This window comes from Nocardioides sp. (genome assembly GCF_036503465.1).
Taxonomy (GTDB): domain Bacteria; phylum Actinomycetota; class Actinomycetes; order Propionibacteriales; family Nocardioidaceae; genus Nocardioides.
In genome coordinates this window covers 17,778-39,877 of sequence record NZ_DASXWU010000009.1, presented here as the reverse complement: position 1 = coordinate 39,877, position 22,100 = coordinate 17,778, and the positions used below count along the sequence as shown (strand labels likewise).

General features: G+C 70.7%; 23 protein-coding genes and 1 tRNA gene. 10 read left to right on the top strand and 14 right to left on the bottom strand.

Annotated elements, in window-relative coordinates; genetic code table 11:
• Positions 1–507: 507 nt before the first annotated feature.
• The 3 genes from VGK78_RS00930 to VGK78_RS00920 all read left to right on the top strand — a co-directional run bounded on the left by VGK78_RS00930 (position 508) and on the right by VGK78_RS00920 (position 3,844).
• Positions 508–1,758, top strand: coding sequence for an AAA family ATPase (locus tag VGK78_RS00930; protein WP_331525368.1), 1,251 nt, complete (start codon positions 508–510; stop codon positions 1,756–1,758).
• A gap of 230 nt (positions 1,759–1,988) precedes the next feature.
• On the top strand, positions 1,989–3,320 hold the full coding sequence (locus VGK78_RS00925; protein WP_331525367.1) for a LuxR C-terminal-related transcriptional regulator: 1,332 nt from the start codon (positions 1,989–1,991) through the stop codon (positions 3,318–3,320).
• Positions 3,321–3,391: 71 nt separating this feature from the next.
• Positions 3,392–3,844, top strand: a complete 453-nt coding sequence (locus VGK78_RS00920; protein ID WP_331525366.1) for a plastocyanin/azurin family copper-binding protein — start codon at positions 3,392–3,394, stop codon at positions 3,842–3,844.
• A 6-nt stretch (positions 3,845–3,850) separates the two neighbouring features.
• On the opposite strand, the gene VGK78_RS00915 is transcribed toward VGK78_RS00920, so the two are convergent.
• From VGK78_RS00915 to VGK78_RS00905, 3 genes are all read right to left on the bottom strand, one after another.
• Positions 3,851–4,807: a hypothetical protein gene (locus VGK78_RS00915; protein WP_331525365.1), complete on the bottom strand. Its 957-nt coding sequence runs from the start codon at positions 4,805–4,807 to the stop codon at positions 3,851–3,853.
• Positions 4,798–5,628: a glycoside hydrolase domain-containing protein gene (locus tag VGK78_RS00910; protein ID WP_331525364.1), complete on the bottom strand. Its 831-nt coding sequence runs from the start codon at positions 5,626–5,628 to the stop codon at positions 4,798–4,800. Before VGK78_RS00910 ends, VGK78_RS00915 begins: the two co-directional genes overlap by 10 nt.
• Before the next feature lie 119 nt (positions 5,629–5,747).
• Positions 5,748–6,212, bottom strand: coding sequence for a hypothetical protein (locus VGK78_RS00905; RefSeq protein ID WP_331525363.1), 465 nt, complete (start codon positions 6,210–6,212; stop codon positions 5,748–5,750).
• 115 nt (positions 6,213–6,327) lie between these two features.
• On the opposite strand from VGK78_RS00905, the gene VGK78_RS00900 reads away from it, so the two are divergent.
• Positions 6,328–7,668 (top strand): FAD-binding oxidoreductase, encoded by a 1,341-nt coding sequence (locus VGK78_RS00900; protein ID WP_331525362.1) that lies wholly within the window; start codon positions 6,328–6,330, stop codon positions 7,666–7,668.
• 12 nt (positions 7,669–7,680) lie between these two features.
• On the opposite strand, the gene VGK78_RS00895 is transcribed toward VGK78_RS00900, so the two are convergent.
• The 3 genes from VGK78_RS00895 to VGK78_RS00885 form a co-directional block, all read right to left on the bottom strand.
• Positions 7,681–8,604, bottom strand: a complete 924-nt coding sequence (locus VGK78_RS00895) for an RNA polymerase sigma-70 factor (RefSeq protein ID WP_331525361.1) — start codon at positions 8,602–8,604, stop codon at positions 7,681–7,683.
• Positions 8,601–9,533 (bottom strand): NAD(P)-dependent oxidoreductase, encoded by a 933-nt coding sequence (locus VGK78_RS00890; RefSeq protein WP_331525360.1) that lies wholly within the window; start codon positions 9,531–9,533, stop codon positions 8,601–8,603. The genes VGK78_RS00895 and VGK78_RS00890 overlap by 4 nt, the downstream gene beginning before the upstream one ends.
• A gap of 83 nt (positions 9,534–9,616) precedes the next feature.
• Positions 9,617–10,957 (bottom strand): NAD-dependent succinate-semialdehyde dehydrogenase, encoded by a 1,341-nt coding sequence (locus tag VGK78_RS00885; protein WP_331525359.1) that lies wholly within the window; start codon positions 10,955–10,957, stop codon positions 9,617–9,619.
• A 304-nt stretch (positions 10,958–11,261) separates the two neighbouring features.
• Between VGK78_RS00885 and VGK78_RS00880 the strand changes: the two genes are divergently transcribed.
• A complete protein-coding gene (locus VGK78_RS00880) occupies positions 11,262–11,897 on the top strand; it encodes a hemerythrin domain-containing protein (protein WP_331525358.1) in 636 nt (211 codons plus the stop codon).
• Positions 11,898–11,996: 99 nt separating this feature from the next.
• Complete coding sequence (locus tag VGK78_RS00875) at positions 11,997–13,139, top strand: HoxN/HupN/NixA family nickel/cobalt transporter (protein WP_331525357.1); 1,143 nt, start codon at positions 11,997–11,999, stop codon at positions 13,137–13,139.
• Between the two features lie 24 nt (positions 13,140–13,163).
• Here the strand turns inward: VGK78_RS00875 and VGK78_RS00870 are convergent, their stop codons facing one another.
• Both VGK78_RS00870 and VGK78_RS00865 read right to left on the bottom strand, forming a co-directional pair.
• On the bottom strand, positions 13,164–13,463 hold the full coding sequence (locus VGK78_RS00870; RefSeq protein ID WP_331525369.1) for a co-chaperone GroES: 300 nt from the start codon (positions 13,461–13,463) through the stop codon (positions 13,164–13,166).
• A 42-nt stretch (positions 13,464–13,505) separates the two neighbouring features.
• Entirely contained in the window at positions 13,506–13,769 is a 264-nt protein-coding gene (locus tag VGK78_RS00865; protein WP_331525356.1) for a DUF3618 domain-containing protein, read from the bottom strand.
• A 51-nt stretch (positions 13,770–13,820) separates the two neighbouring features.
• Between VGK78_RS00865 and bcp the strand changes: the two genes are divergently transcribed.
• The 4 genes from bcp to VGK78_RS00845 all read left to right on the top strand — a co-directional run bounded on the left by bcp (position 13,821) and on the right by VGK78_RS00845 (position 17,252).
• Entirely contained in the window at positions 13,821–14,288 is a 468-nt protein-coding gene (gene bcp / locus VGK78_RS00860) for a thioredoxin-dependent thiol peroxidase (protein ID WP_331525355.1), read from the top strand.
• A gap of 76 nt (positions 14,289–14,364) precedes the next feature.
• Entirely contained in the window at positions 14,365–15,666 is a 1,302-nt protein-coding gene (locus VGK78_RS00855) for an MFS transporter (protein WP_331525354.1), read from the top strand.
• Positions 15,657–15,730 (top strand) — tRNA-Leu (locus VGK78_RS00850). Before VGK78_RS00855 ends, VGK78_RS00850 begins: the two co-directional genes overlap by 10 nt.
• A gap of 31 nt (positions 15,731–15,761) precedes the next feature.
• Positions 15,762–17,252 carry an ATP-binding protein gene (locus VGK78_RS00845; protein WP_331525353.1) on the top strand — a complete coding sequence of 497 codons (1,491 nt, stop codon included), beginning with the start codon at positions 15,762–15,764 and terminating at the stop codon, positions 17,250–17,252.
• 32 nt (positions 17,253–17,284) lie between these two features.
• On the opposite strand, the gene VGK78_RS00840 is transcribed toward VGK78_RS00845, so the two are convergent.
• The 6 genes from VGK78_RS00840 to VGK78_RS00815 all read right to left on the bottom strand — a co-directional run bounded on the left by VGK78_RS00840 (position 17,285) and on the right by VGK78_RS00815 (position 22,093).
• Complete coding sequence (locus VGK78_RS00840) at positions 17,285–17,917, bottom strand: non-canonical purine NTP pyrophosphatase (RefSeq protein WP_331525352.1); 633 nt, start codon at positions 17,915–17,917, stop codon at positions 17,285–17,287.
• Positions 17,914–18,657 (bottom strand): ribonuclease PH, encoded by a 744-nt coding sequence (gene rph, locus VGK78_RS00835; RefSeq protein ID WP_331525351.1) that lies wholly within the window; start codon positions 18,655–18,657, stop codon positions 17,914–17,916. Before rph ends, VGK78_RS00840 begins: the two co-directional genes overlap by 4 nt.
• A 45-nt stretch (positions 18,658–18,702) precedes the next feature.
• A complete protein-coding gene (locus tag VGK78_RS00830; RefSeq protein WP_331525350.1) occupies positions 18,703–19,503 on the bottom strand; it encodes an ABC transporter permease in 801 nt (266 codons plus the stop codon).
• Positions 19,500–20,300, bottom strand: coding sequence for an ABC transporter permease (locus VGK78_RS00825; RefSeq protein ID WP_331525349.1), 801 nt, complete (start codon positions 20,298–20,300; stop codon positions 19,500–19,502). The genes VGK78_RS00830 and VGK78_RS00825 overlap by 4 nt, the downstream gene beginning before the upstream one ends.
• The gene (locus VGK78_RS00820) at positions 20,297–21,235 is read right to left on the bottom strand and encodes an ABC transporter ATP-binding protein (protein ID WP_331525348.1); all 939 of its coding nucleotides are present in this window, start codon (positions 21,233–21,235) and stop codon (positions 20,297–20,299) included. Before VGK78_RS00820 ends, VGK78_RS00825 begins: the two co-directional genes overlap by 4 nt.
• A gap of 99 nt (positions 21,236–21,334) precedes the next feature.
• Positions 21,335–22,093: an MBL fold metallo-hydrolase gene (locus tag VGK78_RS00815; RefSeq protein WP_331525347.1), complete on the bottom strand. Its 759-nt coding sequence runs from the start codon at positions 22,091–22,093 to the stop codon at positions 21,335–21,337.
• Positions 22,094–22,100: the final 7 nt, after the last annotated feature.

The window sequence follows — 22,100 nt, the reverse complement described above, 5'->3', positions numbered from 1 at the left end:
GGTCGACGCGCCCGGAGAGAAAGCCACTGATGCTCGGCTGTCGCACACCACTGAGCCGGGACAGCTCCGACTGAGTGGTGCCCGTATCGAGCATCACCTCGCGTAGCACATCGCCTCGGCTCTTCACACGAATATCATAGCTGTCATTGCTATAGCAACATGCGGCCATTCAGAACGTCGGGCATCCTTGGAGGCCGTCGCAGAGATCCGAGAGTCTGCTGACGCGACGAGCTTTCCGTGGCCCAAGTCTGCGACCCGCCAGGACTTTGGTACCCGCTTAGTGCCCGGAAACTGCTCGTCAATGGCCATCAACGAGTGGCGTTGTCGATGACGAAAACCCTTTGGTTGAGCCAGATTCTCGATCAGCCACCAACGCCACACACCCTTGGGAGCAATCGGCGGGTTCGGGGTTCGAGTCCCTGATGGCGTACCAATCGGTCCCCGACGACCGGCGGAAACTGCGATCAGGGACCTCGATACGTCCGCCCCGGCCTAATCTTGACCGCGATGAGTCGCGACCACCCTGGGTCTGCCGCGCGTGCCGACGCGGGCAACGAGATCGTCGGCCGAGCGGGCGAGCTGACGACCATCCAGGGTTTCCTGGACGCCACCGGTGCGGTCGAGATGGGCCTGCTGATCGAGGGCGAGGCCGGGACGGGCAAGTCGACGCTGTGGGAGGCCGGGCTCGCCTACGCACAGGGGCACTCGTTCCACATGCTCCGCGCGCGGCCGGCGGAGGCCGAGAGCGGCATGCCCCACTCCGGGCTCACGGACCTCTTCGAGGGCGCCGTGCTCGACGAGGTCCTTGCCGAGATCTCGCCGCCGAGGCGCCGGGCGCTCGAGGTCACGATGTTGAGGGCCGAGCCGGAGCAGGGTCCCGTCGATGACCGGGCATTGGCCCTCGCGGTCCGTGACGTCGTGCAGCTGCTCGGCCGGGACCACCGGGTCCTGCTCGCCATCGATGACGTGCAGTGGCTGGACCCGGCGTCGTCCGGCACCCTCGCCTTCGCCCTGCGTCGGCTCCCCGGCGATCACCTACACGTCCTCCTCGCCCGGCGCACCGAGGCGGGGATGTCCGTGTCGGAGCTCGAGGCGGTGCTCCGGGGACGCTTCGCACGCTTGGCCCTCGGGCCGTTGAGCGTCGAGGCCCTTCACCAGCTCCTGCTCCACCGGTTCGGCACGCCGTACGGACGACAGACGATGCTCCGCATCCACCAGCAGTCGCGCGGCAACCCGCTGTTCGCGCTCGAGCTGGCACGCGTCCTCCAGGCGGACACCGACCCTTTCGGGCCGGCTCCGGTGCCCGCATCGTTGGAGCGACTCGTTCGGACGAGGCTCTCGGCGCTGCCGGGGCCGACTCGGGATCTCCTGGCTCTCGCCTCGGCTCTCGGCTCGATCTCGGACGGGCTCGTGCGCCGTGCCGGCTTCGACGCGGAGACCCTGCAACCGGCTGTCGCCGCCCAGGTGGTCGAACGCCGGGACGGCGACGTGCGTTTCACGCACCCGCTGTTCTCGACCGTCGTGTACGAGGCCCTGGGCGGCGAGCGGCGAGCAGTCCACGCCCGACTTGCGACCCTCATCGAGGATCCCCTGCTGCGCGCCCGGAGGATCCCCTGCTGCGCGCCCGCCATCTCGCCCTGTCGCAGGACGAGCCGAGCGGGCCATCTGCTGACGAGCTGGACGCGACCGTCCGGGTCGCCATCGCGCGAGGCGCTTCAGCCATCGCAGCCGAGCTCGCCGAGCAGGCGGTCCGCCTGACGCCTCCCGCAGCGTCGACCGACCGACGACGGCGAGCCCTGGCAGCCGCACGAGCGCACCAGGCCGCCGGCGAGTGGACGCGGGCCCGGGCCATCGCGCACAACCTCCTGTCGGAACCGGACCGGGACTCGTGCCGGACGCAGACGCTCCTCCTGCTGGCCGAGCTCGGAAGCGTCGACCAGTCCGCCGAGCTGTTGGACACCGCTTTGCGCGAAGCACACGACCCCGCCATGCGGGCCGACATCCACTGCCGGCTGGCGTGGATGGTCCGCTTCCACGGCGGTGTGGACCACGCCGGCGCTGCCCTCGATCTCGCCGAGCAGCTGGACGACCAGGTACGTCGTGACCGGGCGCGGGCCGTGAAAGCCGTGCTCGACTGGTTCGCGGGAGTGGGCCGGGCCCCCGATGACCTGCCCGACCTGGTGCGGAGCCTGCCGGCCGCGCTGGGAGGCGAGCGTCTCGTGCAGGAGGCGACACAGGCGCTGGTGAACACCTACGCGCCGGTCGGGCTCCGGCACGTGGCCCAGGACCTCCTGGAGCGCGAACGACAGGAGTGGTGGCAACGCGACGAGCCCCGCTGTGCTCGAGCGCTGTGGGGTCTCGCCTGGCTCGAGTTCTGGTCCGGGAGCTGGGGGCGCGCATCGGAGCACGCAGCCCTCGCCCACGAGACTGCCATCCAGTACGGCCTCGAGGTGCCGCAGGACCACCTGCCCCTCGCTGTCGTCGCCGTACATCGCGGTCGGATGGAGCTCGCCCGGACCCACTCGGAGCGCGCCCTCCACCTGGCCGATGAACAGATGTTCTCGGCCGCCCCCCAGCACATGGCCGTCCTGGGGATGGTCGCGGCGGCAGCCGGAGACCGCTCGGACGCGTTGGCGTGGTTCACCCGGGCGGACAAGGGCGCGGTCGAGCTGGGGTGGCGTGAGCCGAGCGTGCGCTGGTGGACCGCGGACCACGCCGAGCTCCTGCTCACCCTGGGCCGTACGGAGGATGCGGCCGCACTGGTCGACGCGTGGGAAGCAGATGCCCTGCGAGTGGAGCGCGCCTGGGTGCTTGCCCAGGTCAGACGATGCCGTGGCCAGGTGGCGGCCGCCCGCGCGGACGTCGCGACCGGCGAGGCTCTCCTGGTGGACGCTGTCGCCGCCCTCGACGAGGTGGGAGACCCGTTCGGTCGTGCGCGTGCCCTCCTGGCGTTGGGCGTCCTCCGGCGCCGGTCCCGACAGAAGACTCCGGCGCGCGATGCCATCCACCGCTCTCTGAGCGGCTTCGAGGAGGTCGGCGCCGACTGGTGGGCGTCCCGCGCCCGGGCCGAGCTCGGTTCCGTCGGCGGACGCGTGCGGACCACCGGCCTGACCGCCGCGGAGAGCCGCGTCGCGGGCCTGGTCGCTCGAGGGCTGACCAACCGAGAGGTGGCGGCGACACTCTTCCTCACCGAACGGACCGTCGCCAGCCACCTCACCCACATCTACTCCAAGCTCGGCCTGCGGTCGCGCACCGAGCTCGTGCACCATCTCGACACCCAGGAACAATCTCGGAGACCGACGAAAGTTCCGATGTCCTGACGATTCGTCCGATCCCTCGCGGCCCTAGCGTCGTCTGCCGACCGACTCCCCTGCCGCAGGAGGATCACGTGATGAGGAACCGAGCTGCTGCTCGATCGCTGGTGCTCGGCGCGCTGACGGCCCTGGCCGTCACCACACCGGTTTCCGGCGCGTCCGCCGAGGGGCGTGCGCTGGCCGGGTCGTACTGCACCAACCCGGATGCCATGCCCAAGCCGACCGCGTGCATCCAGCTCTCCTTCGAGGGACAGACCGCACAGGGCTACACGAACTCGTCCGACCGCACGATCGACCTCAGGCCGGGCGTCTACTGGCTCACCGTCGACGACACGAGCACGGCCCACAACTTCTCCCTCGAGGCCCCGGACGGGTCCGACCAGGACATCACCGAGGTGGCGGACGCCCCCGGAGACGTCACCCTCATGGTCAACCTGACCCCGGGATCATGGACCCTCTTCTGCGATCCTCACCGGGCCATGGGCATGTACGTGGACATCGAGGTGGGTGGTACCGGCCAGACCGGGTAGGCATCCTCACTCGATCGTCACGCCGCTGGACGCGAACTGTCCCGTGCCGACCGGCCCGGACGGCAGGTTCAGCTTCCAGTCGAGAACGGCGGCGCCGGGCGCCAGCCCCTCGGGGAGTGGCAGTTGCATGGCGAAGCTGACACTGGAGTGGGGACCGATCCGGGTGACACTGCCGCAGTTGAGCCGGTAGGTGTGCACCGACGACGGCTGTCCCTTGATGCCTTCCTGGTAGGAGGGGCAGGTGTCGAGCGAGATCGCGGTGGACGTGGGGTTGGTGAGGGTGACTGCGTAGCTGACCGTGTCGCCGGCGGCGGCGGTCAGGGGGACACGCGAGATCGTGGTGCGCAGCCGTGAGGCGGGCGGCATGGTGCTGCTGCGGACTGTCCCTGAGCTTCGCGCGGTGAAGTCCACCAGCGAGCCACCGCACTGCACCGCCATGCGCGCACCCGGCACGCGCAGGGTGCCGGTGGGGAAGACGAAGGCGAACCCTGTCGACCGGACCAGCGGCTTCCCGCAGTCGTACGGCGAGCTGACCTGCACCTGCACCCGGTCACCGGGGTCGAGGACGACCGCGGGTGCCGCGAGCCCGCCGACCTCGAAGCCGACCCGCAGGGGCGAGCGGGTCGTGGCCGTGACCCGGGAGGGGCGGGGCAGCGCACAGGGGCGGCGCCCGGAGTTCTCGACCATGAAGAAGCCCGAGACGGCGTCGTTCCAGACGCCGCCCCACCGCTGCTCGTGACGGGGAAGGCGCAGCGCGGTGGCCTTGCAGGTCGGGAACGTCGCGGACTGCGCGAGCTGCGCTGCTTGGGCGGGTTCGTCCGTCCACGGCACCAGGCCGCTGCTGTCTTCCGGGGCCGAGGTGCCCCCGCACCCGGTCAGCACGACCAGGCACGCCAGCACCACGGCGTACCAGGTCCGGCCGGGACGCCGACCGGCGAGCGCGGAGCCGGGGATCAACTGCACACACCGACGTTGCGGCGGCGAGGGGCGTACATCGGTCCCGCCGCGCAGTCCCTGTCGACGTTCAGGGTGACGCCGTTCTCCGTCACGTTCGTGCCTCCGGTGTACTGCTTCAGCCGGGTCGGCCAGATGTCGGACCGGACACAGCTCATCCGTTTCACCTTGCGGCCCGTGCCGTAGTTGGCGCCCCAGACGTAGGAAGGGCGCGGGGAGATGTACCACATCGAGGTGAGCGCCGAGGCGCACGACGACCCGTAGTAGCCCGGCGAGGCCGGCGTCTTGTCGCGCAGCTGGTAGGTCCACCCGCGGACGAACGCCTTGACGGCGCGGCGGCACCGGCCGCTGGAGGTGTCGAAGGCCTCCATGTCGTAGACGACCGGGGTGTGGCCGTTCATCTTCAGGTCCTGGACCCGGTGGTAGGCGTGTCGAGCGGTACGCCGGCCCTGCTTGTAGGCGCGGGTCTGGTTCCAGCTCATCCGGGCGAGGCCGCTCTGGTTGGCGCACGGCGCCTGGAGGCCGACCCAGATGGGCTGCAGGCCCCAACCACGTCGCAGCTCCCGGGAGATCCAGTGCGGGGCGAGGTTGGTGTTCGGGCATGCGCGGTTGACGCCACCGATGTAGACGCCCCACCACCACCAGCGGGTCTGGTGCCAGAACGCCGCCATCTGGGAGTGCGTCGGGGCGTTGCAGGAGTCCAGCCCACGCGCGTCGTAGTGATGGGCGCGTCCGTCCGAGGTCGCTGCCGTGGCCGCGGTGACAGGTGGACTGCAGAGCGCCGCCACGAGCGCGAGACCGCCGAGAGCGGCGATCACAGGGCGAACCATGGGATCTCCCGTTCGTCAGTGATGCCGGTCGCACGTCGGCACAACCGACGCGTTCGGCGTTCCACGCTAAGGGCAGCAGTCCGGCAAACCGGGCATTTCGACTTTCCCGGCCGCGCCGGTCAGTGCAACCAGATCTCGGCGCGATACCCCGACTGCACGCTCAGGTCGTGCACCCCCCGGGCCAGGTACGTACCGAACTGCCTCTGGAACGTCCGCGCCTCTCCCGGACGCAGCGTGAAGCGCTGACCCGGGACCCAGGTCACGGTGACGGTGTGCGGGGGCTGGCCGAAGTCGCCGGTGTTGTTGACCACGCGCAGCCGCTGGTCGGCGTCGACCGAGGCGCAACGTGGGTCGGGCGCATCGGGCTCGATCCTGACGACCAGCACCGCGCCCGTCGTACGGCCACACACGCCTGCGGCGGGGTACGTCGACGTCGCCGGCGCCAGGCGGCGGGACGGGCCTGCGGAGGTCGACGAGGAGCTCTGACGATCACCGCCGCCGGACGACAGGATCGTCGCGACAACGGCGATCACGACCACCACGCCGGCGGCGAGAAGGGAAGCAAGCGGAAGACGCCGTGACATCCCGGTCAGGTTAACTCCGCAGACGCCCTCGACGCCCCGCATCGCCGCGCATGTCAGAAATCCGGGCGCGGTCTCGTCAACCCCCTGTTCCCACAGTCTGCATGGAGGTCGACAGATGAGCTCAGCGCTCGACACACTCCGCCGCGAGTTCGGCGGCGGCATCATCGAGCCGGGGGCGACCGGGTACGACGCGGCCAGCCGCACCGTGCTGGCGGTCGGCACCCCGGCGTACGTCCTGCAACCCGCGTCCGTCAGCGACGTGCAGTCAGGAGTCCGGTTCGTCCGGGACGTGGGACTCGCACTGTCGGTCCGCGGCGGCGGCCACGGCTTCCCGGGCTTCGGCACCAACGCCGACGGGGTCGTCATCGACCTACGCCGGCTCGCGGACGTCAAGGTCATCGACGAGGAGCGGCACGTCGTACGGATCGGCGGCGGCGCGACCTGGGGGCAGGTCGCGGACGCACTCGCCCCGCACGGACTGGCCATCTCGTCGGGCGACACCAAAAGCGTCGGGGTCGGTGGCCTGACCCTGAGCGGCGGCATCGGCTGGAAGGTGCGCAAGTACGGCCTCGCCCTCGACAACCTGGTGGCTGCCGAGGTCGTCACCGCTGCCGGCGACGTCCTGCGCGCGAGCACCGAGGAGAACGCCGAGCTGTTCTGGGCGATCCGCGGTGGGGGCGGCAACGTCGGGATCGTCACGGCGTTCGAGTTCCTGGCGCACCGCACGACCGATGTCTTTTTCGGCACCATCTCGTTCCCGGCGGCCGAGACGGCCGCGGTGCTGACGGGCTGGGGGGAGTACTTCCGCACCGCGCCCGAGGAGCTCACCTCGAACGTCGTCTTCGCCAACCCGTTCCTGGGCGGACCCGACGCACCGGTCCAGGTGCTGGTCGCCTTCGACGGTGACGACCCGCAGCGCGCGGCGGAGGCGATCGACCCGATCCGGCGGCTCGGCACGGTGCTGGAGGACGTCGTGACGCTCAAGCCCTACGGCGAGATCCTCGAGGAAGGCATGGTCCCGCCGCCCGGCATCCGGTTCCTGGGTCGCAACGGCCTCGTCGACGAGGAGTCGGCGCCCAAGGTGCTGCAGGCTCTGGCCGAGGTCGGGGCGTCGAAGCGGTCGCCGGTCATCGGGCTCCGGAGTGTCGGAGGCGCCGTGTCGCGCATCCCCGACGACGCCACGGCGTACGCCCATCGCAGCGCGCAACTGATGTTCGTGGCCACGTTCATCGGTCCGCAGCCGGTGATCGACGCGGCGGGACCCGCGATGGAGGCGCTCTGGGACAAGGTCGGTCCCCACGTCAGGGGTGCCTACGCGAACTTCCTGACCACGGCGACCGAGGAGGACGTCGCCGCGATCTACCCCGCGGCAACCCGCCGGCGGCTGGCGGCGGTCAAGCGCCGGTACGACCCCGACAACCTGTTCGCGGGGAACTACAACGTGCGACCTCGGTAGGGCGGGCGAGGCTCAGCGGGGACGCCGCCGGGCCTCGGTCGCCTCCTGCAGCACCGCCCAGGCGTCGGCGACCGGGCCCACGTGCGCGAGCTTCTCCGGGTTGAGCACGGTGCGGATCGTCTGGATGCGTCCGTCGACGATGTCGAGCGTCCAGGTGTTGAGCACCCGGCCGTCCCGGTCGCGGAAGATCGCGCCCGGCTGACCGTTGAGCGCGTGCTCCTCGATCGTGATGTCGACCGTCTCCAGCCACGGCAGGGCGGCCGCCAGCAGCCGCCGCACGTTCTCGCCGCCGAACGCGCCCGAGCCCCACTGGGGTGCCTTGCCACCGCTGTCCGCGACCAGCTGCACGTCGGCCGCCAGGAGCTCCTGCAGCCCGTCGATGTCGCCCTCGCGGATCGCGTCGAAGAACCGGCCGGCCAGCTCCTCCCGCTCACGACGGTCGGCCTCGAACCGCGGTCGTCCCGCCGCCATGTGCCGGCGCGCACGTACGGCGAGCTGGCGGCAGGCGTCCTCGGACCGGCCCACCGCCGACGCGACCTCCCGGAAGTCGAAGGCGAACACGTCGCGGAGCACGAACACAGCGCGCTCGAGCGGACTCAGCCGCTCGAGCAGCAGCAGGGACGCCATCGAGACGGAGTCCGCCAGCTCCGCGGCCCGCTCCGGGTCCTCGTACGGGTCGTCCACGAGCGGCTCGGGGAACCAGGTGCCGACGTACGACTCACGCCGGGCCCGTGCCGACCGGAGCACGTCGATGGCGATCCGGGTGACGACGGCGGAGAGGTAGGACTTGGTGGACCTCGGCTCGGTCGGCGAGGTCTGGAAGCGCACCCACGTCTCCTGCACGGCGTCCTCGGCCTCGCTGACGCTGCCGAGGATCCGGTAGGCGATCGCGAACAGCAGTGGTCGCAGCCCGGTGAACTCCTCCTCGCGCGTCACGTCAGTCCTTCCCGGAAGCCGTCACGCCACGACGGATAGCGCAGCTCCCAGCCCAGCTCGCGCTTGGCCTTGGCGTTGGAGAACCCACGGCCCTGCGTCATCATCGTCACCACCATCGGACCGGCGAGCAGCCGGGCGACCCAGACCGGGATGCGCATCGGGCGCTTGGCTCCCGCGACCTCGGCGAGGTGGGGCAGCCACTCCGCGGCCGGAGCCGGCTCGTCGTCGACGACGTTGAACACCCCGGACGCCTGCTGCTCGACCGCCAGCACGGTGGCGCTCGCCGCGTCGTCGAGATGCACCCAGGAGCAGTACCCCTGACCGCGACCCACGAGCGGGAAGTACCGCTTCCGCACCAGCTCCACCTGGTCGTCCGTGGCACCGGGCCCGTACAGGGAGCCGTACCTCAGCACGGCACCACCGGCGTCCAGGACCGCCTCCTCGAGGTGGCGGACCGCTCGCATACCGGCCTCCGCCGGAGTCCCGGCGAACGACTCGAGCGGGTCCTCCTCGGACTTGACCCACCCCCCGTCCTGGAGACCGTTGAAGGCGCCGAAGCTCTGCGCCACGACGTGCGGTACGCCGGCCGCCTCGGCCGCCGCGAGCAGGTGGTCGGTCCCCTCGGTGCGCAGCCGGCTGGTCTTGGCGAACCAGCGATCGAAGTGCCGCATGTCCGGCTTGCCCGCGTGCGCCGGCGAGATGGCCGTCATCTCGTGCACAAGTGCGTCCGGCGCGGCCGATCCGACGGCCTCCCCGACCGAGACGGGGTCCAGCCCGTCCATCACCACACCCTTGGCACCCCACTCGGCGAGCAGGGACAGCTTCGTCTCGGTGGTGGTGGTCGCGGTCACCTCATGGCCGTTCGCCACCAGCTGAGGCACCAACCGCCGCCCCACGACTCCCGTTCCGCCTGCCACGAACACGCGCACGACCTCATCCCCTCTCGTCCCGGAATCTCCGTCCGATCCCGAGACGAGACAGGCACGGGTCCAGTGACACGCGAGGGGACGCGTCAGGTGACGGTGCGGATCAGCTTCTTGTTGACGAACTCCTCGATGCCGAACCGACCGAGCTCGCGCCCGAAGCCGGACCTCTTCACGCCGCCGAACGGCAGCTCGACGCCTTCGGCGCCGACACCGTTGACGAACACCATCCCGGCGTCGATCTGGTCGGCCACGCGTGCCGCCTGCTCCGGGTCGTTGGTGTAGACGTAGGAGCCGAGACCGTACGGCGTGTCGTTGGCGATCCGGACGGCGTCCGCCTCGTCCGTGGCCCGGAACACCATCGCCACCGGACCGAACAGCTCCTGGTGGAACGCGTCGCTTTCCTCGGTGACCCCGGTGAGGACGCCGCTGGGGTAGAAGGCACCGTTGCGCTCGCCGTTCGTCTCGAGGTGCGCTCCCGCGGCGACCGCGCCCTGGACCTGCGCGTCGAGGCGGTCGGCCGCCAGCTGCGAGGACAGCGGCCCGGTCTCCTGGCCCAGCATCTTCGCGGTGAACTTCGCGACGAACTCGTCGTGCAGGCTGTCGTGGACGATGAACCGCTTGCCGGCGTTGCAGGCCTGCCCGGTGTTCTCCATCCGCGCCGCCACCGCGGCGTCGACCGTCGCGTCGAGGTCGTCGGAGCCGAGCACGATGAACGGGTCGGACCCACCGAGCTCGAGCACGACCTTCTTCAGGTGGCGCCCGGCCGTGGCCGCGACCGCGGAGCCCGCCCGCTCGGAGCCGGTCAGCGACACGCCCTGGATCCTCGGGTCCCCGATGAGCTCCTCGATCTGCTCGTTCGAGGCGTAGACGTTGACGTAGGCGCCCTCCGGGAAGCCCGCGTCGGCGAAGATCCGGGAAAGGAGAGCCGCCGACTCAGGACACTGCGGAGCGTGCTTGAGGACCACGGAGTTGCCGGCGGTCAGGTTCGGCCCGGCGAACCGGGCGACCTGGTAGGCGGGGTAGTTCCACGGCATGATCCCGAGGATCACGCCGAGCGGCCGCCGGCGTACGACGGCCCGGCCCTCGCCCTCGAGCAGCGGGATCTCCTCGTCGGCCAGGAACTCCTCGCCGTGGTCGGCGTAGTACCCGTAGATGGCGGCGCTGAAGTCGACCTCGCCGAGCGCGTCGTCCATCGCCTTGCCCATCTCGCGGTTCATCGCAGCGGCGAGCTCCTCGCGGCGCTCGGAGTGCAGCTCGGCGACCCGGCGGACGAGCTTGGTGCGGTCGGCCACCGAGCTCGTGCGTCCCCAGCTGGTGTAGGCCTCGTGGGCCGCCGCGACCGCCGCGAGCACCTGCTCGTCGGAGTCGGTGGGGACGTCGCTGATGCGCTCCCCGGTGCGCGGGTCGGTGACTGCGTACTGGGTCATCTCGGTCCTTTCGTCGGGCCGGTCGTCGAGATCGCTTCCAACGTAGTGGGCCGACGCGGCGCTGCCGAGCCCTGACCGGTCGCTCATCACGACCGGGACCAAAGTCCCTAGCGTCATGGGAAGACCGGGCGTTCCATGGAGGGACGGCGGTGGGACCGCCTCGCGCAGGGGGGATCGACGAGCTGCTGGGCTTCGGCCCGGCGTGGGTGCACGACGCGCGGTCCCGCCGCTTCTGCATGTCCGCCGCTGCTCTGGCATCAGGTCCGCCGGTGGTGCAGGATGCGTCCCGACACGAGGGGGGCTCATGACCGAGCACACGAGCATGAACACCGTCATCCACGCGGCCTTCCGTCGCGACCTGGTGCGCTTCGACCAGGCACTCGGGACGTTTCCGGACCACTCCCAGGAGCGGGCGGACCAGCTCGTCGCCGCCTGGGACAACTTCAGCTACCAGCTCCACCACCACCACCAGGACGAGGAGACGATCTTCTGGCCGGCGTTCCGGGAGCTCGGGGCCGACGAGTCCCTGACCAGTGACCTCGGTGGTGAGCACGCGCGGATGCTCTCGGCCCTCGACCACGCCGACGAGGTCGTACGCCGGTTGGCCGAGGACCCCGCGGCGACCCAGGCGGCAGCAGCGCGGGCCGCCGTGGGCGAGCTCTCGGAGGTGCTGCTCGAGCACCTCGCCCACGAGGAGGCCGACCTGGAGCCGTTCGCGGCCGCTCACCACTCCACCCCCCAGCTGAAGGCGGCGCAGGTGGCCGTGCGCAAGGCCCACCGGGGCAACCAGGGCACGTTCATCGCGTGGCTGCTCGACGGCGCGGCCCCGGACGACGTGGCAGGCCTGCGCAAGCAGATCCCGCCTCCCGTGCTGGCGGTGCTCAACGCGGTGCCCGGTCGGCGTTACCGGAAGGACGTCGCCACCGTCTGGGCGAACTAGCAGGGCGGACCCGCCCGGACCCATCCGTACGCCGCGCCGCGACGTACTCCTTGTTGCAAGCGACTTGCAACAAGGAGCGAGATGCGAATAAATGGGGCCATGGCGCAGACGGCGTACGCGACGGTCCGGTCCGAGAGCCCGTTGGCCGGCTTCCGCCGCAGCCTGACGCCGGCCGATCGCCGCTCCCTGTGGGGCATGGGCGGTTTCATCGTGCTGCTCCACGTCGCCGGGATCGGCATCCTGTTCGGGCTGGTCACGCCGCAGCACTTCGACCTCGGGGGCGACCATCCCGTGTTCACGGTCGGGGTCGGCGTGCTCGCCTACACCTTCGGTCTGCGGCACGCCTTCGACGCCGACCACATCGCGGCCGTCGACAACACGACGCGGAAGCTGCTCGCCGACGCGGCAGACGTCACCGGCGCCCGCAAGCCGCTGTCGGTCGGGTTCTGGTTCTCCCTCGGTCACTCCACGATCGTGTTCCTGCTGGCGCTGCTGCTGTCGCTGGGCGTGAAGGCACTGGCCGGCCCGGTCGAGAACGACGGCTCCACGCTCCATTCCGTGACCGGCGTGATCGGGGCGTCGGTGTCCGGGGTGTTCCTGTGGATCCTCGGGCTGCTCAACCTGGTGGTGCTCTCGGGAATCCTCGGGGTGTTCCGGGAGATGCGGCGCGGTGAGTACGACGAGGCGCAGCTCGAGGAGCAGCTCAACAAGCGCGGTTTTCTCAACCGCTTCCTGGGCGGACTGACCAAGAGCGTCCGCAAGCCCTGGCACATCTACCCGATCGGCGTGCTGTTCGGGCTCGGCTTCGACACCGCGACCGAGGTGGGCCTGCTGGTGCTGGCCGGGGGCGCCGCGGCGTTCAACCTCCCCTTCTACGCGATCCTCGTGCTGCCGATCCTGTTCGCCGCCGGGATGTGCCTGGCCGACACGGTCGACGGGGTGTTCATGAACGCGGCGTACGGCTGGGCCTTCGCGCGCCCGGTCCGCAAGGTCTTCTACAACATCACGATCACCAGCATCTCGGTGGCGGTCGCGCTGATCATCGGCACGATCGAGCTGCTCGGGGTGCTCGCCGACGAGGCACACATCACGTCGGGCCCGATCGCGACGGTCGCGTCGATCCCGCTCGACTACGCCGGCTACGGCATCGTCGTGCTGTTCGTGCTCGCCTGGGTGGTGGCGCTCGGCGTGTGGAGGTTCGGACGCATCGAGGAGCGCTGGTCCTCCGACCTCACCGGCTGAGTCTTCGGCTGGTCCGGGCTCAGGTCACAGGTAGAGCCCGACGGTCTCGTCGCCCAGGCGGTCGGCGGCGACCGCGTGGATGTCGCGCTCCCGCATCACGACGTACGTCTCGCCCTGGACCTCCACCTCCGCCTTGTCCTCGGGGTCGAAGAGCACCCGGTCGTCCACCTGCACCGACCGCGCGTGCGGGCCGGCCGCTACGACGCGCGACCACACCAGGCGACGCGCGCCCATCGCGGCGGTCGCCGGGATCACGATGCCGCCTGCCGAACGGCGCTCGCCGCTCTCGCGGTCGACCTCGACCAGGAGCCGGTCGTGGAGCATCTTGATCGGGAGCTTGTCGGGCACGTCAGACCTTCGTCCCGGCTAGTCGGAGGCGAGCTTGCGCACGACGGCGAACAGCACGACGGCGCCCAGCACGCCACCGGCGACCTTGAGGATGTTCGTCGTCCGCGGCTGCCCGGTCTGCAGGTCGACGAAGTAGCCCTTGAGCGAGGTGATCTCGCGGCGCGCGATCGTCTTCGGGCTCGCGCGGTGGACCAGCTGGTCGATGGTGCCCGCCAGCCGCTCGCGCGTGGCCTCCATCTCGGCCTCGAGCGCTGCGGTCTCCTTGCTGGGTGACGGGGTCACGCCGGAAGGCTACCAACGCTGGTCGTCGGTCCGGATGGGTAGGTTCGCCCCATGACTCGCCTCTCGGCCGGAGACCCGGCCCCCGACTTCACCCTTCCCACCGACGACGGGAGGACGGTGTCCCTCGCGGACTCCCGCGGGCGCAAGACGATCGTCTACTTCTACCCCGCGGCGATGACGCCGGGGTGCACCACGCAGGCCTGCGACTTCACCGACTCGCTGTCGTCGCTGCAGGCCCAGGGGTACGACGTCCTCGGCATCTCGCCCGACTCCCCCGCCAAGCTGGCGAAGTTCCGAGAGCGCGACGGCCTCACCATCACGCTGCTCTCCGACGCCGACAGGTCGGTGATGAACGCCTACGGCGCGTACGGGGAGAAGAAGCTCTACGGCAAGACGGTCGAGGGCGTCATCCGGTCGACGTTCGCGGTGGACGAGGACGGGAAGGTCGAGCTCGCGCAGTACAACGTGAAGGCCACCGGACACGTCGCGAAGCTGCGCAAGGACCTGGGGATCGGCTGAGTCGCCGATCTGCTCGCCGGCTGATGCCAGCCACGACACCATTGCGACATCATCGTGATGTCGTTACGGTGTCGTCATGCCGTCATCCGATCTCCGCGCTCCGATCCGCCTGCTCGGCCGAGCGCCGGACCTGAGGCTGCTCCTCGGGGCCGGCCTGGTCTCGATGACCGGCGACTGGCTGCTGTCGGTCGGCCTGGCGTACTCGGTGTACGCCCTGACCGGGTCCACGCTGGCGTCCGCGGCGGCCCTGCTCTCGGCGTTCGTGCCGCAGGTGCTGGTCGGCAGCATCGCCGGCGTCTTCGTCGACCGCTGGGACCGCACGCGCACGATGGTGGTCACCAACCTCCTCCTCGCGGTCGGCCTGCTGCCGCTCCTCCGCGTCTCGGGCGCCGACCGGATCTGGCTGGTGTACGTCGTGCTGGCCGTGCAGTCCTGCATCGAGGTCTTCTTCTCCCCCGCCGAGCAGGCCTTCCTGCCGCGCATCGTCGGGGACGCCGACCTGGTCGCGGCCAACGGCCTCAACAGCCAGATCCGCAACCTGGCGCGGCTGGTCGGCTCGGGCCTCGGCGGCGTGATCGCCGCCACCGGCGGGATCCGGGCGATCGCGATCGCGGACGCGGTCACCTTCGTCGTGGCGGCCCTGTTGATCACGCGGATCCGCACGGCCGGCCGGGCCCTCCTCGAGTCCCCCTCCACCGCTGCGGACGAGGAGGCGGCCGACGTCGTGCGGGGTCGGGTCGCCGGGTTGGTCGAGGAGTGGAAGGTCGGACTCCGGACCGTCACCGCGAGCCCGGTCCTGCGGACATTGATGCTGATGCTGCTGATCACGAGCACCGGTGAGGGGATCATGGGCACCCTGTTCGCGCCGTACGTGCGTCACGTCCTGCACGGCACCGGCCAGGAGTACGGCGTGATCACCGGAGTCCAGGCCATCGGCGGGGTGGTGGGCGGTTTCCTGGTGGCGGTCGTCGCCGAGCGGTGGTCGCCGGTGGCCATGGTGTGGGCGGGCTCGATCGCCTTCGGCCTGGTCGACCTGGCGATCTTCCTCTACCCGCTGCTCTGGGTGACGCCGTGGCCGGCGGCGGCCGGCATGATCGTCGTCGGCCTGCCCGGCGCGGTCATGATCGCGGGCGTGATGACGCTCTACCAGCGCCACACCACCGACGACCGCCGAGGCCGCGTCTTCAGCCTGGTCTCGCTCGCGCAGGCGATCAGCGTCGTCGTGGGCTCGAGCGTCGCCGGGTTCTTCGGCGGTCCCACGGGGATCATGCCGATCCTGGCGCTCCAGGGGGCCGGGTACGTCGTGGCCGGGCTGCTGGTGCTCACCCGCCTGGGCGTGCGCGAGGGCTCCCTAGACTTGTCGCCCACGCGCTCGTAGCCCAACGGGTAGAGGCACCGCGTTTAGGTCGCGGCCAGTGAGAGTTCGAATCTCTCCGAGCGCACCCACCCCTCGCGATGTGCCAGGGTGAGCGCATGACGGGGGCCACCGACGACGAGGCACGCGAGTTCGCACGCGAGTTCCGGTCGTTCCTGACGTGGCTGCACGCCGGGCGGTTCGACGAGTCGGAGCGCAATCCGGTCGTGGCCCTGGTCCAGGACTTCCTCGGTGACGAGGGGACCACCCACTCGGTCGTCACGCGTGAGCTGCCCGCGTTCGAGCACGTGAACCTCCAGACGGCCCTCGAGCACTGGATGCCCCAGCCCGCTCGCCGGGTCGACGTACACGGCATCGCCACACCTCCGCACTACGACGGCGTCCGGCTGCAGCAGCTGATCAACGGCGAGGGCATCCCTCCGCTCCGGTTGTCGGCACCACCGCTGGTCGACCTGCCCAACGGGCCCGGTACGACGCTGGCGTGCTTCACGCTGGCGGCGCTGACGGTCGACGACGCGCGGGGCCGGTACGTCGTGCTGGTGATCGGGCCGAGCCAGCACGAGCACGGAGCGATCGTGGAGATCGCCGGCCTGCCGGTCGACGTGGCGCAGGCCGTGCTCGCGGAGCTCGAGGACCTTCGAAGCCGGTTGAACGTGTACCGGGGACACGTCCTCGATGTCGGGACCTCCCCGATGGGAGGTGTGGCCCTGACCTTCGCCGACATCCCGACCACGGCCCGCGACGACGTCGTGCTGCCGGAGATCGTGCTGGAGCGGGTCGAGCGCCACGCACTCGGAGTGGCCGCGCACCGCGAGGCACTGCTGGCGGTCGGCCAGCACGTCAAGCGCGGGCTGTTGCTCTTCGGTCCCCCGGGCACGGGCAAGACGCACACGACGCGCTACCTGGTCGGCCGGATGCCCGGCTACACCCGGCTGCTGCTGAGCGGTCGGTCACTCCACGCGGTGGGGTCGGTGGCCGAGCTGGCCCGCGATCTCCAGCCGGCGGTGATGGTGCTCGAGGACGTCGACCTGGTCGCCGAGGACCGGAGCTTCGGGCACGGCTCGAGCCCGGTGCTCTTCGACCTGCTCGACGCGATGGACGGTGCGGCGCCGGATGCGGACCTGCTGTTCGTGCTGACGACCAACCGGGCCGACCTGTTGGAGCCGGCCCTCGCAGCACGTCCGGGGCGGGTCGACGTAGCGGTCGAGATCGACCTGCCGGGTGCGGCGGCACGCCGCCGGCTCTTCGACCTCTACGCGCGCGACGTGCCGATCGAGCTGACAGAAGCCGACCTGGAGGACGTCGTCGAGCGCACCGACGGCGTGACGGCGTCGTTCCTCAAGGAGCTGGTGCGCCGCGCGGTGCTCGAGGCGCTGCGCGACCAGGCCACCCTCCGTGCGGTCACCGCCGAGCACACCGCTCGCGCCCTCGACGATCTGCTGGACAGCGCCCAGGTGGTCACCCGCAGCCTGCTCGGCGTGGGCAACGACCCGGAGAATCTGCCCCCGGGCGGCGGGCTGGGCCCGCCCCCACGGCCGGGCTGGGTCAGCTACGGCCCGATGCGCGGGCGGCCGCGCTACCGGGGATAGTCCACTCAGCCCCGTCAGCCCTGTCAGCCACGTCAGCGGAGCGCGGCCGCGATCTGTGGCGCGATCTCGCGCAGGGCGCGGCCGCGGTGGGAGATCGCATCCTTGTCCGCGGGCTCCAGCTCGGCGGTGGTCCGGCCGGGGTACTCGACGGCCTCGAACAGCACGTCGTACCCGAAGCCGCCGGAGCCGCGCGTCTCGCGGATGACCCGGCCCTCCATGCGGCCCTCGACGACCAGTTCTCGGCTCTCGTCATCCGGCCCGGCAGGCGTGCAGAAGGCGATCACGCAGGTGAAGTGGGCACCCCGTCGCTCGTCCGGAACATCGGCGAGCTGATCCAGCAGCAGCGCGTTGTTCCGCTGGTCCGACTTGGGTTTTCCCGACCAGCGGGCGGACAGCACGCCGGGCATCCCGTTCAGCGCGTCGACGCACAGGCCGCTGTCGTCGGCGACCGACGGCAGCCCCGTGGCGGCGAGGCCGGCCCGGGCCTTGAGCAGCGCGTTGCCGGCGAAGGTCGGCTGGTCCTCGACCGGCTCGTCGTATGCCGGCACGTCGTCGAGCCCGAGCACGTCGATCTCGGAGCCGCCGTGATCGGCGATGGCCTCGGCCAGGATCCGTTGCATCTCCGCGAGCTTCTTGACGTTGCGGGAGGCGAGGAAGACCTTCACGAGGACAGGGCCTGCTGCTGGAGCCGGGTGAGCTCGGCGCAGCCCTTCTCGGCCAGGGCGAGCAGGGTGTCGAGCTCGGCGCGGTCGAACGGCGCACCCTCGGCGGTGCCCTGCACTTCGACGAAGCGTCCGTCGCCGGTCATCACGACGTTCATGTCAGTCTCGGCCCGCACGTCGTCGTCGTAGTGCAGGTCGAGCCGCGGCATGCCGTCGATGATCCCGACGCTGACGGCGGCGACGGAGCCGGTCAGCGGCTCTCCGGTGAGGGAGCCCTGGGACCGGAGGTGGGTCACGGCGTCGGCGAGCGCGACGTACGCCCCGGTGATGGCGGCGGTGCGGGTGCCCCCGTCGGCCTGCAGGACGTCGCAGTCGAGGACGATCGTGTTCTCACCGAGCGCCTTGTAGTCGATGATCGCGCGCAGGGACCGGCCGATCAGCCGGGAGATCTCGTGCGTGCGGCCACCGATCTTGCCGCGCACCGACTCGCGGTCGGAGCGGGTGTTGGTCGAGGCCGGAAGCATGGCGTACTCGGCGGTGACCCACCCGAGTCCGCTCCCCTTGCGCCACCGCGGCACCCCCTCGGACGCCGAGGCCGCGCACAGCACGCGCGTGCGGCCGAACTCCACGAGCACGGAGCCGGCCGCGTGGTCGAGCCAGTGGCGGGTGATGGTGACGTGGCGGAGGGCGTCGTCGGCACGACCGTCGCTGCGCGGAGATGCTGAGGATCCGGGGGTATCCATGGCCGAGACCCTAGCCAGGTGCTCCGACCGGAGAGGCGAGGAGGCCTACTTCACTTCGGCGCGCCGGATACGCCACAGCCCGATCAGCAACGGGGCCAGCAGCCAGATGACCCCGCTCACCACGAGGTGCCACCACTGGGTCGAGGTCAGCGGCAGGTCGTAGAGCTCGTTCTGCGCGGACTGGAAGTCGATCCACGGAGCGAGGCTGGAGAACCAGGCCATCAGCGAGCCGAGCGCGATCAGACCGGGCAGGACGTACTTGTAGACGACGTACACGACGATCGCGGCCGGGGTGTTCAGGAACAGGCAGGCCAGGGCGAAGCCGCCGAGCATCGCGAACGTCTGGGTGACGAGGAAGCCGGTGAAGCCGGTCCACCCGAAGCTCCACACCGGGCTCTGTCCCTGGATCGCGGCGAACAGCAGGTTGCCGACCAGCCCGATGCCCAGCGCGAACGCGATCACGAAGAGCGTCATCGTCATGCCGGCGAGCATCTTCGCCATCACGACCCGCATCCGGCGCGGCTCGAGGCTGAACGTGGTCATCGCCGTGCGCTGGCTCCACTCGCTGCTCACCAGCATGATCCCGAGGATCGGGAGCAGGAACGACGACACGATCGCAGCGCCGGCCACGAAGTCGCCGTACACCGAGTCGAGGTCCTTGGCGGCGGACACGATCAGGAAGATCGTCTCCGCGATCAGCACCGCGCCGATCGTGATCCCCACCAGCCAGCGGCCGGCGCGGGTGTCCACGGACTTGCGCAGCTCGACCCCGAAGAGCCGGCCGAAGGGGATCCCCGGCGTACCCGAGACGTCGAGGGTCCAGGCCGGAGCCGTCTCGGTGCTCACTTGACCTCCGCCCGCTGGATACGCGCCAGCCCGATCAGGAACGGGAGGACCAGCCAGATCAGCCCGGACGTGACCAGCTGTGCCCACTCGTTCCCGTGGATCGTGGCGTCGAGCAGTGGGCCCTGCGCATTGTTGAAGTCGATCCAGGGACGGATGTCGTGGAACCAGCCGAGCAGGTGGGCGCCGATCTCGAACGGCGCCGGCAGCACGAAGGAGTACACGAAGAACAAGACGATGCCCGCGGGCGAGTTGAGGAACACCATGCCGAAGGCGAAGCCCGTGGCCATCCCGAGCACCCAGACCAGCAGGTAGTCGACGGCGATCGTGCCGACATTCCCCCAGACGACCGTGTCGCCGGACATCGCGCCGTACAGCACGTTGGCGAATGCGCCGATCACGAGGCCCACCACCAGGGCGACGACCGACAGGATCATCACGCACACGAACTTCGCGGCGATGACGCGTAGCCGGGAGGGCTCGAGGGTGAAGGTCACCATCGCCGTGCGCTGGCTCCACTCGCTGGTCACCGACATGATCCCGAGGACCGGCAGCAGGATGCCCATCGGCGTGTTCGCGCCGAGCAGGAAGTCGAGGTAGGTGACGCTCACGTCGTTCGCGACGACGACGGCGAGCTGGATCCCCAGCACGACCACGGTCAGGGCCGCGATCGCGATCAGCAGCCAGCGGCCGGCGCGGGTGTCGGCGAGCTTGCGGGCCTCGACCTGGACCAGGCGGCCGAAGGGGACGCTCGGTGTGTGCGAGACGTCGAGCGTCGTGGGAGCGGCCATGGCGCTCATGCGCGGACCTCGTCGGCTGACATGTCGTTGGGCAGGACGTCGCGCTGGGTCTCGGCGGTGAGCTCGAGGAAGAGGTCCTCGAGGCCCCCTTCGTGACCGGCCCGCAGGTCGGTGAGCACGATCTGCTTGTCAGCGGCGATCCGGCCGACGTCGACGGGCTCCGCGGTGACCCGCAGTCCCTCGCCGGCCTGGTGCACGACGAGTCCGCGCTCGGTCAGCGCCTCGGCCAGCTGGTGGTTGTCCAGCGCGGTGACCAGCGTGGTGAAGACACCGCCGGTCGCGTCGCGCAGGAGCTCGTCGCGGGTGCCGCGGGCGACGATCCGGCCGTTGCCGATCAGGATCATCTCGTCGGCGATCTGCTCCACCTCGTGCAGCAGGTGGCTGGAGAGGAAGACGGTGCCGCCCTGGTCGGCGTACCCCTTGAGCAGGCCACGCATCCAGCGGATGCCGGCCGGGTCGAGGCCGTTCGCGGGCTCGTCGAGGATCAGCACCGACGGGTCGCCGAGCAGGGCGTGGGCGATCCCGAGGCGCTGGCGCATGCCGAGCGAGTAGTTGCGGACACGGCGCTTGGCCTCGCGGCCGTCGAGCGAGACCAGGTCGAGCATCTCGTCCACCCGGACCCCGGGCAGCCCCATCGTGCGGGCGCCGATCTCGAGGACCTCGCGTCCGGTGCGGCCGGCGTGCTGTGCCGAGGCGTCGAGCAGCACGCCGACATGCCGTCCTGGGTTGGGGATGTCGCGGTAGTGCAGTCCCCCGATGGTCACGTCTCCGTGCGTGGCGGGGGTGAGCCCGACCATGACCCGCATGGTCGTCGTCTTGCCCGCCCCGTTCGGGCCGAGGAAGCCGGTCACCGTGCCCGGCCTGCACTCGAAGCTGATGTCGTCGACGGCGATGAAACTCCCGTAGGCCCGGGTGAGCCCTTTCACCTTGATCATGGCGAACAGCCTGCCATCCCGGCCCACACTCCACGTGCATCGTGACCGATCGGATGCATCACGCGATCGTCGGCCGCAAGGCCCGGCCCGTCGGAGATCTCAGATCTCGTACATCGCGCCGGGGACGGCGGCCTCGAGGTCGCCGTCGTACACCCCGGCGGCGTCGGCGATCATGTCGGCGACCCGGTACCACGGCGGCACGTGGGTGAGCACGAGTCTGGGTACGCCGCTGCGCACGCCGACCTCGCCGGCCTCGCGCCCGGTCAGGTGCAGGTCGGACGGGTTGTCGTCACCGTGCCGGAACGACGCCTCGGCCAGCAGCAGGTCTGCGCCCCTCGCGAGCTCGTTCAGCCCGTCGCAGACACCCGTGTCTCCGGTGTAGGCGAGCGTCCGGCCGTGCGCGGTGACGCGGAGTCCGTAGGCGGGGACCGGGTGGGCGACGGCGTACGCCTCGACCCGGAACGGCCCGAGCTCGACCGGCCCGGCGTATTCCCGGAAGTCGAACTCGTGGTTCATGCCCGGGCTCTCGGGCAGGCCGTAGGACCCGGCCATCCGCGCCGCGACGCCCTCGGGCCCGAAGACCGGGATGCGCGGCAGGGCACCACCGGGGTGGTACTTGCGGAGCACGTAGAGGCCGCAGAGGTCGAGGCAGTGGTCGGGATGGAGGTGACTGAAGAACACCCCGTGCAGGTCCTCGGCCGTGGCGTACTTCTGCAGGGGGCCGAGCGCGCCGCTGCCCATGTCGAGCAGGATCCGCCAGGTCGCGCCGTCGGCGCCATCCGCCTCGACGAGGTAGCAGCTGGCCGCGGAGTCCGGGCCGGCGAACGAGCCGGAGCAGCCGATCACCAGCAGCCGCATCGCCGGT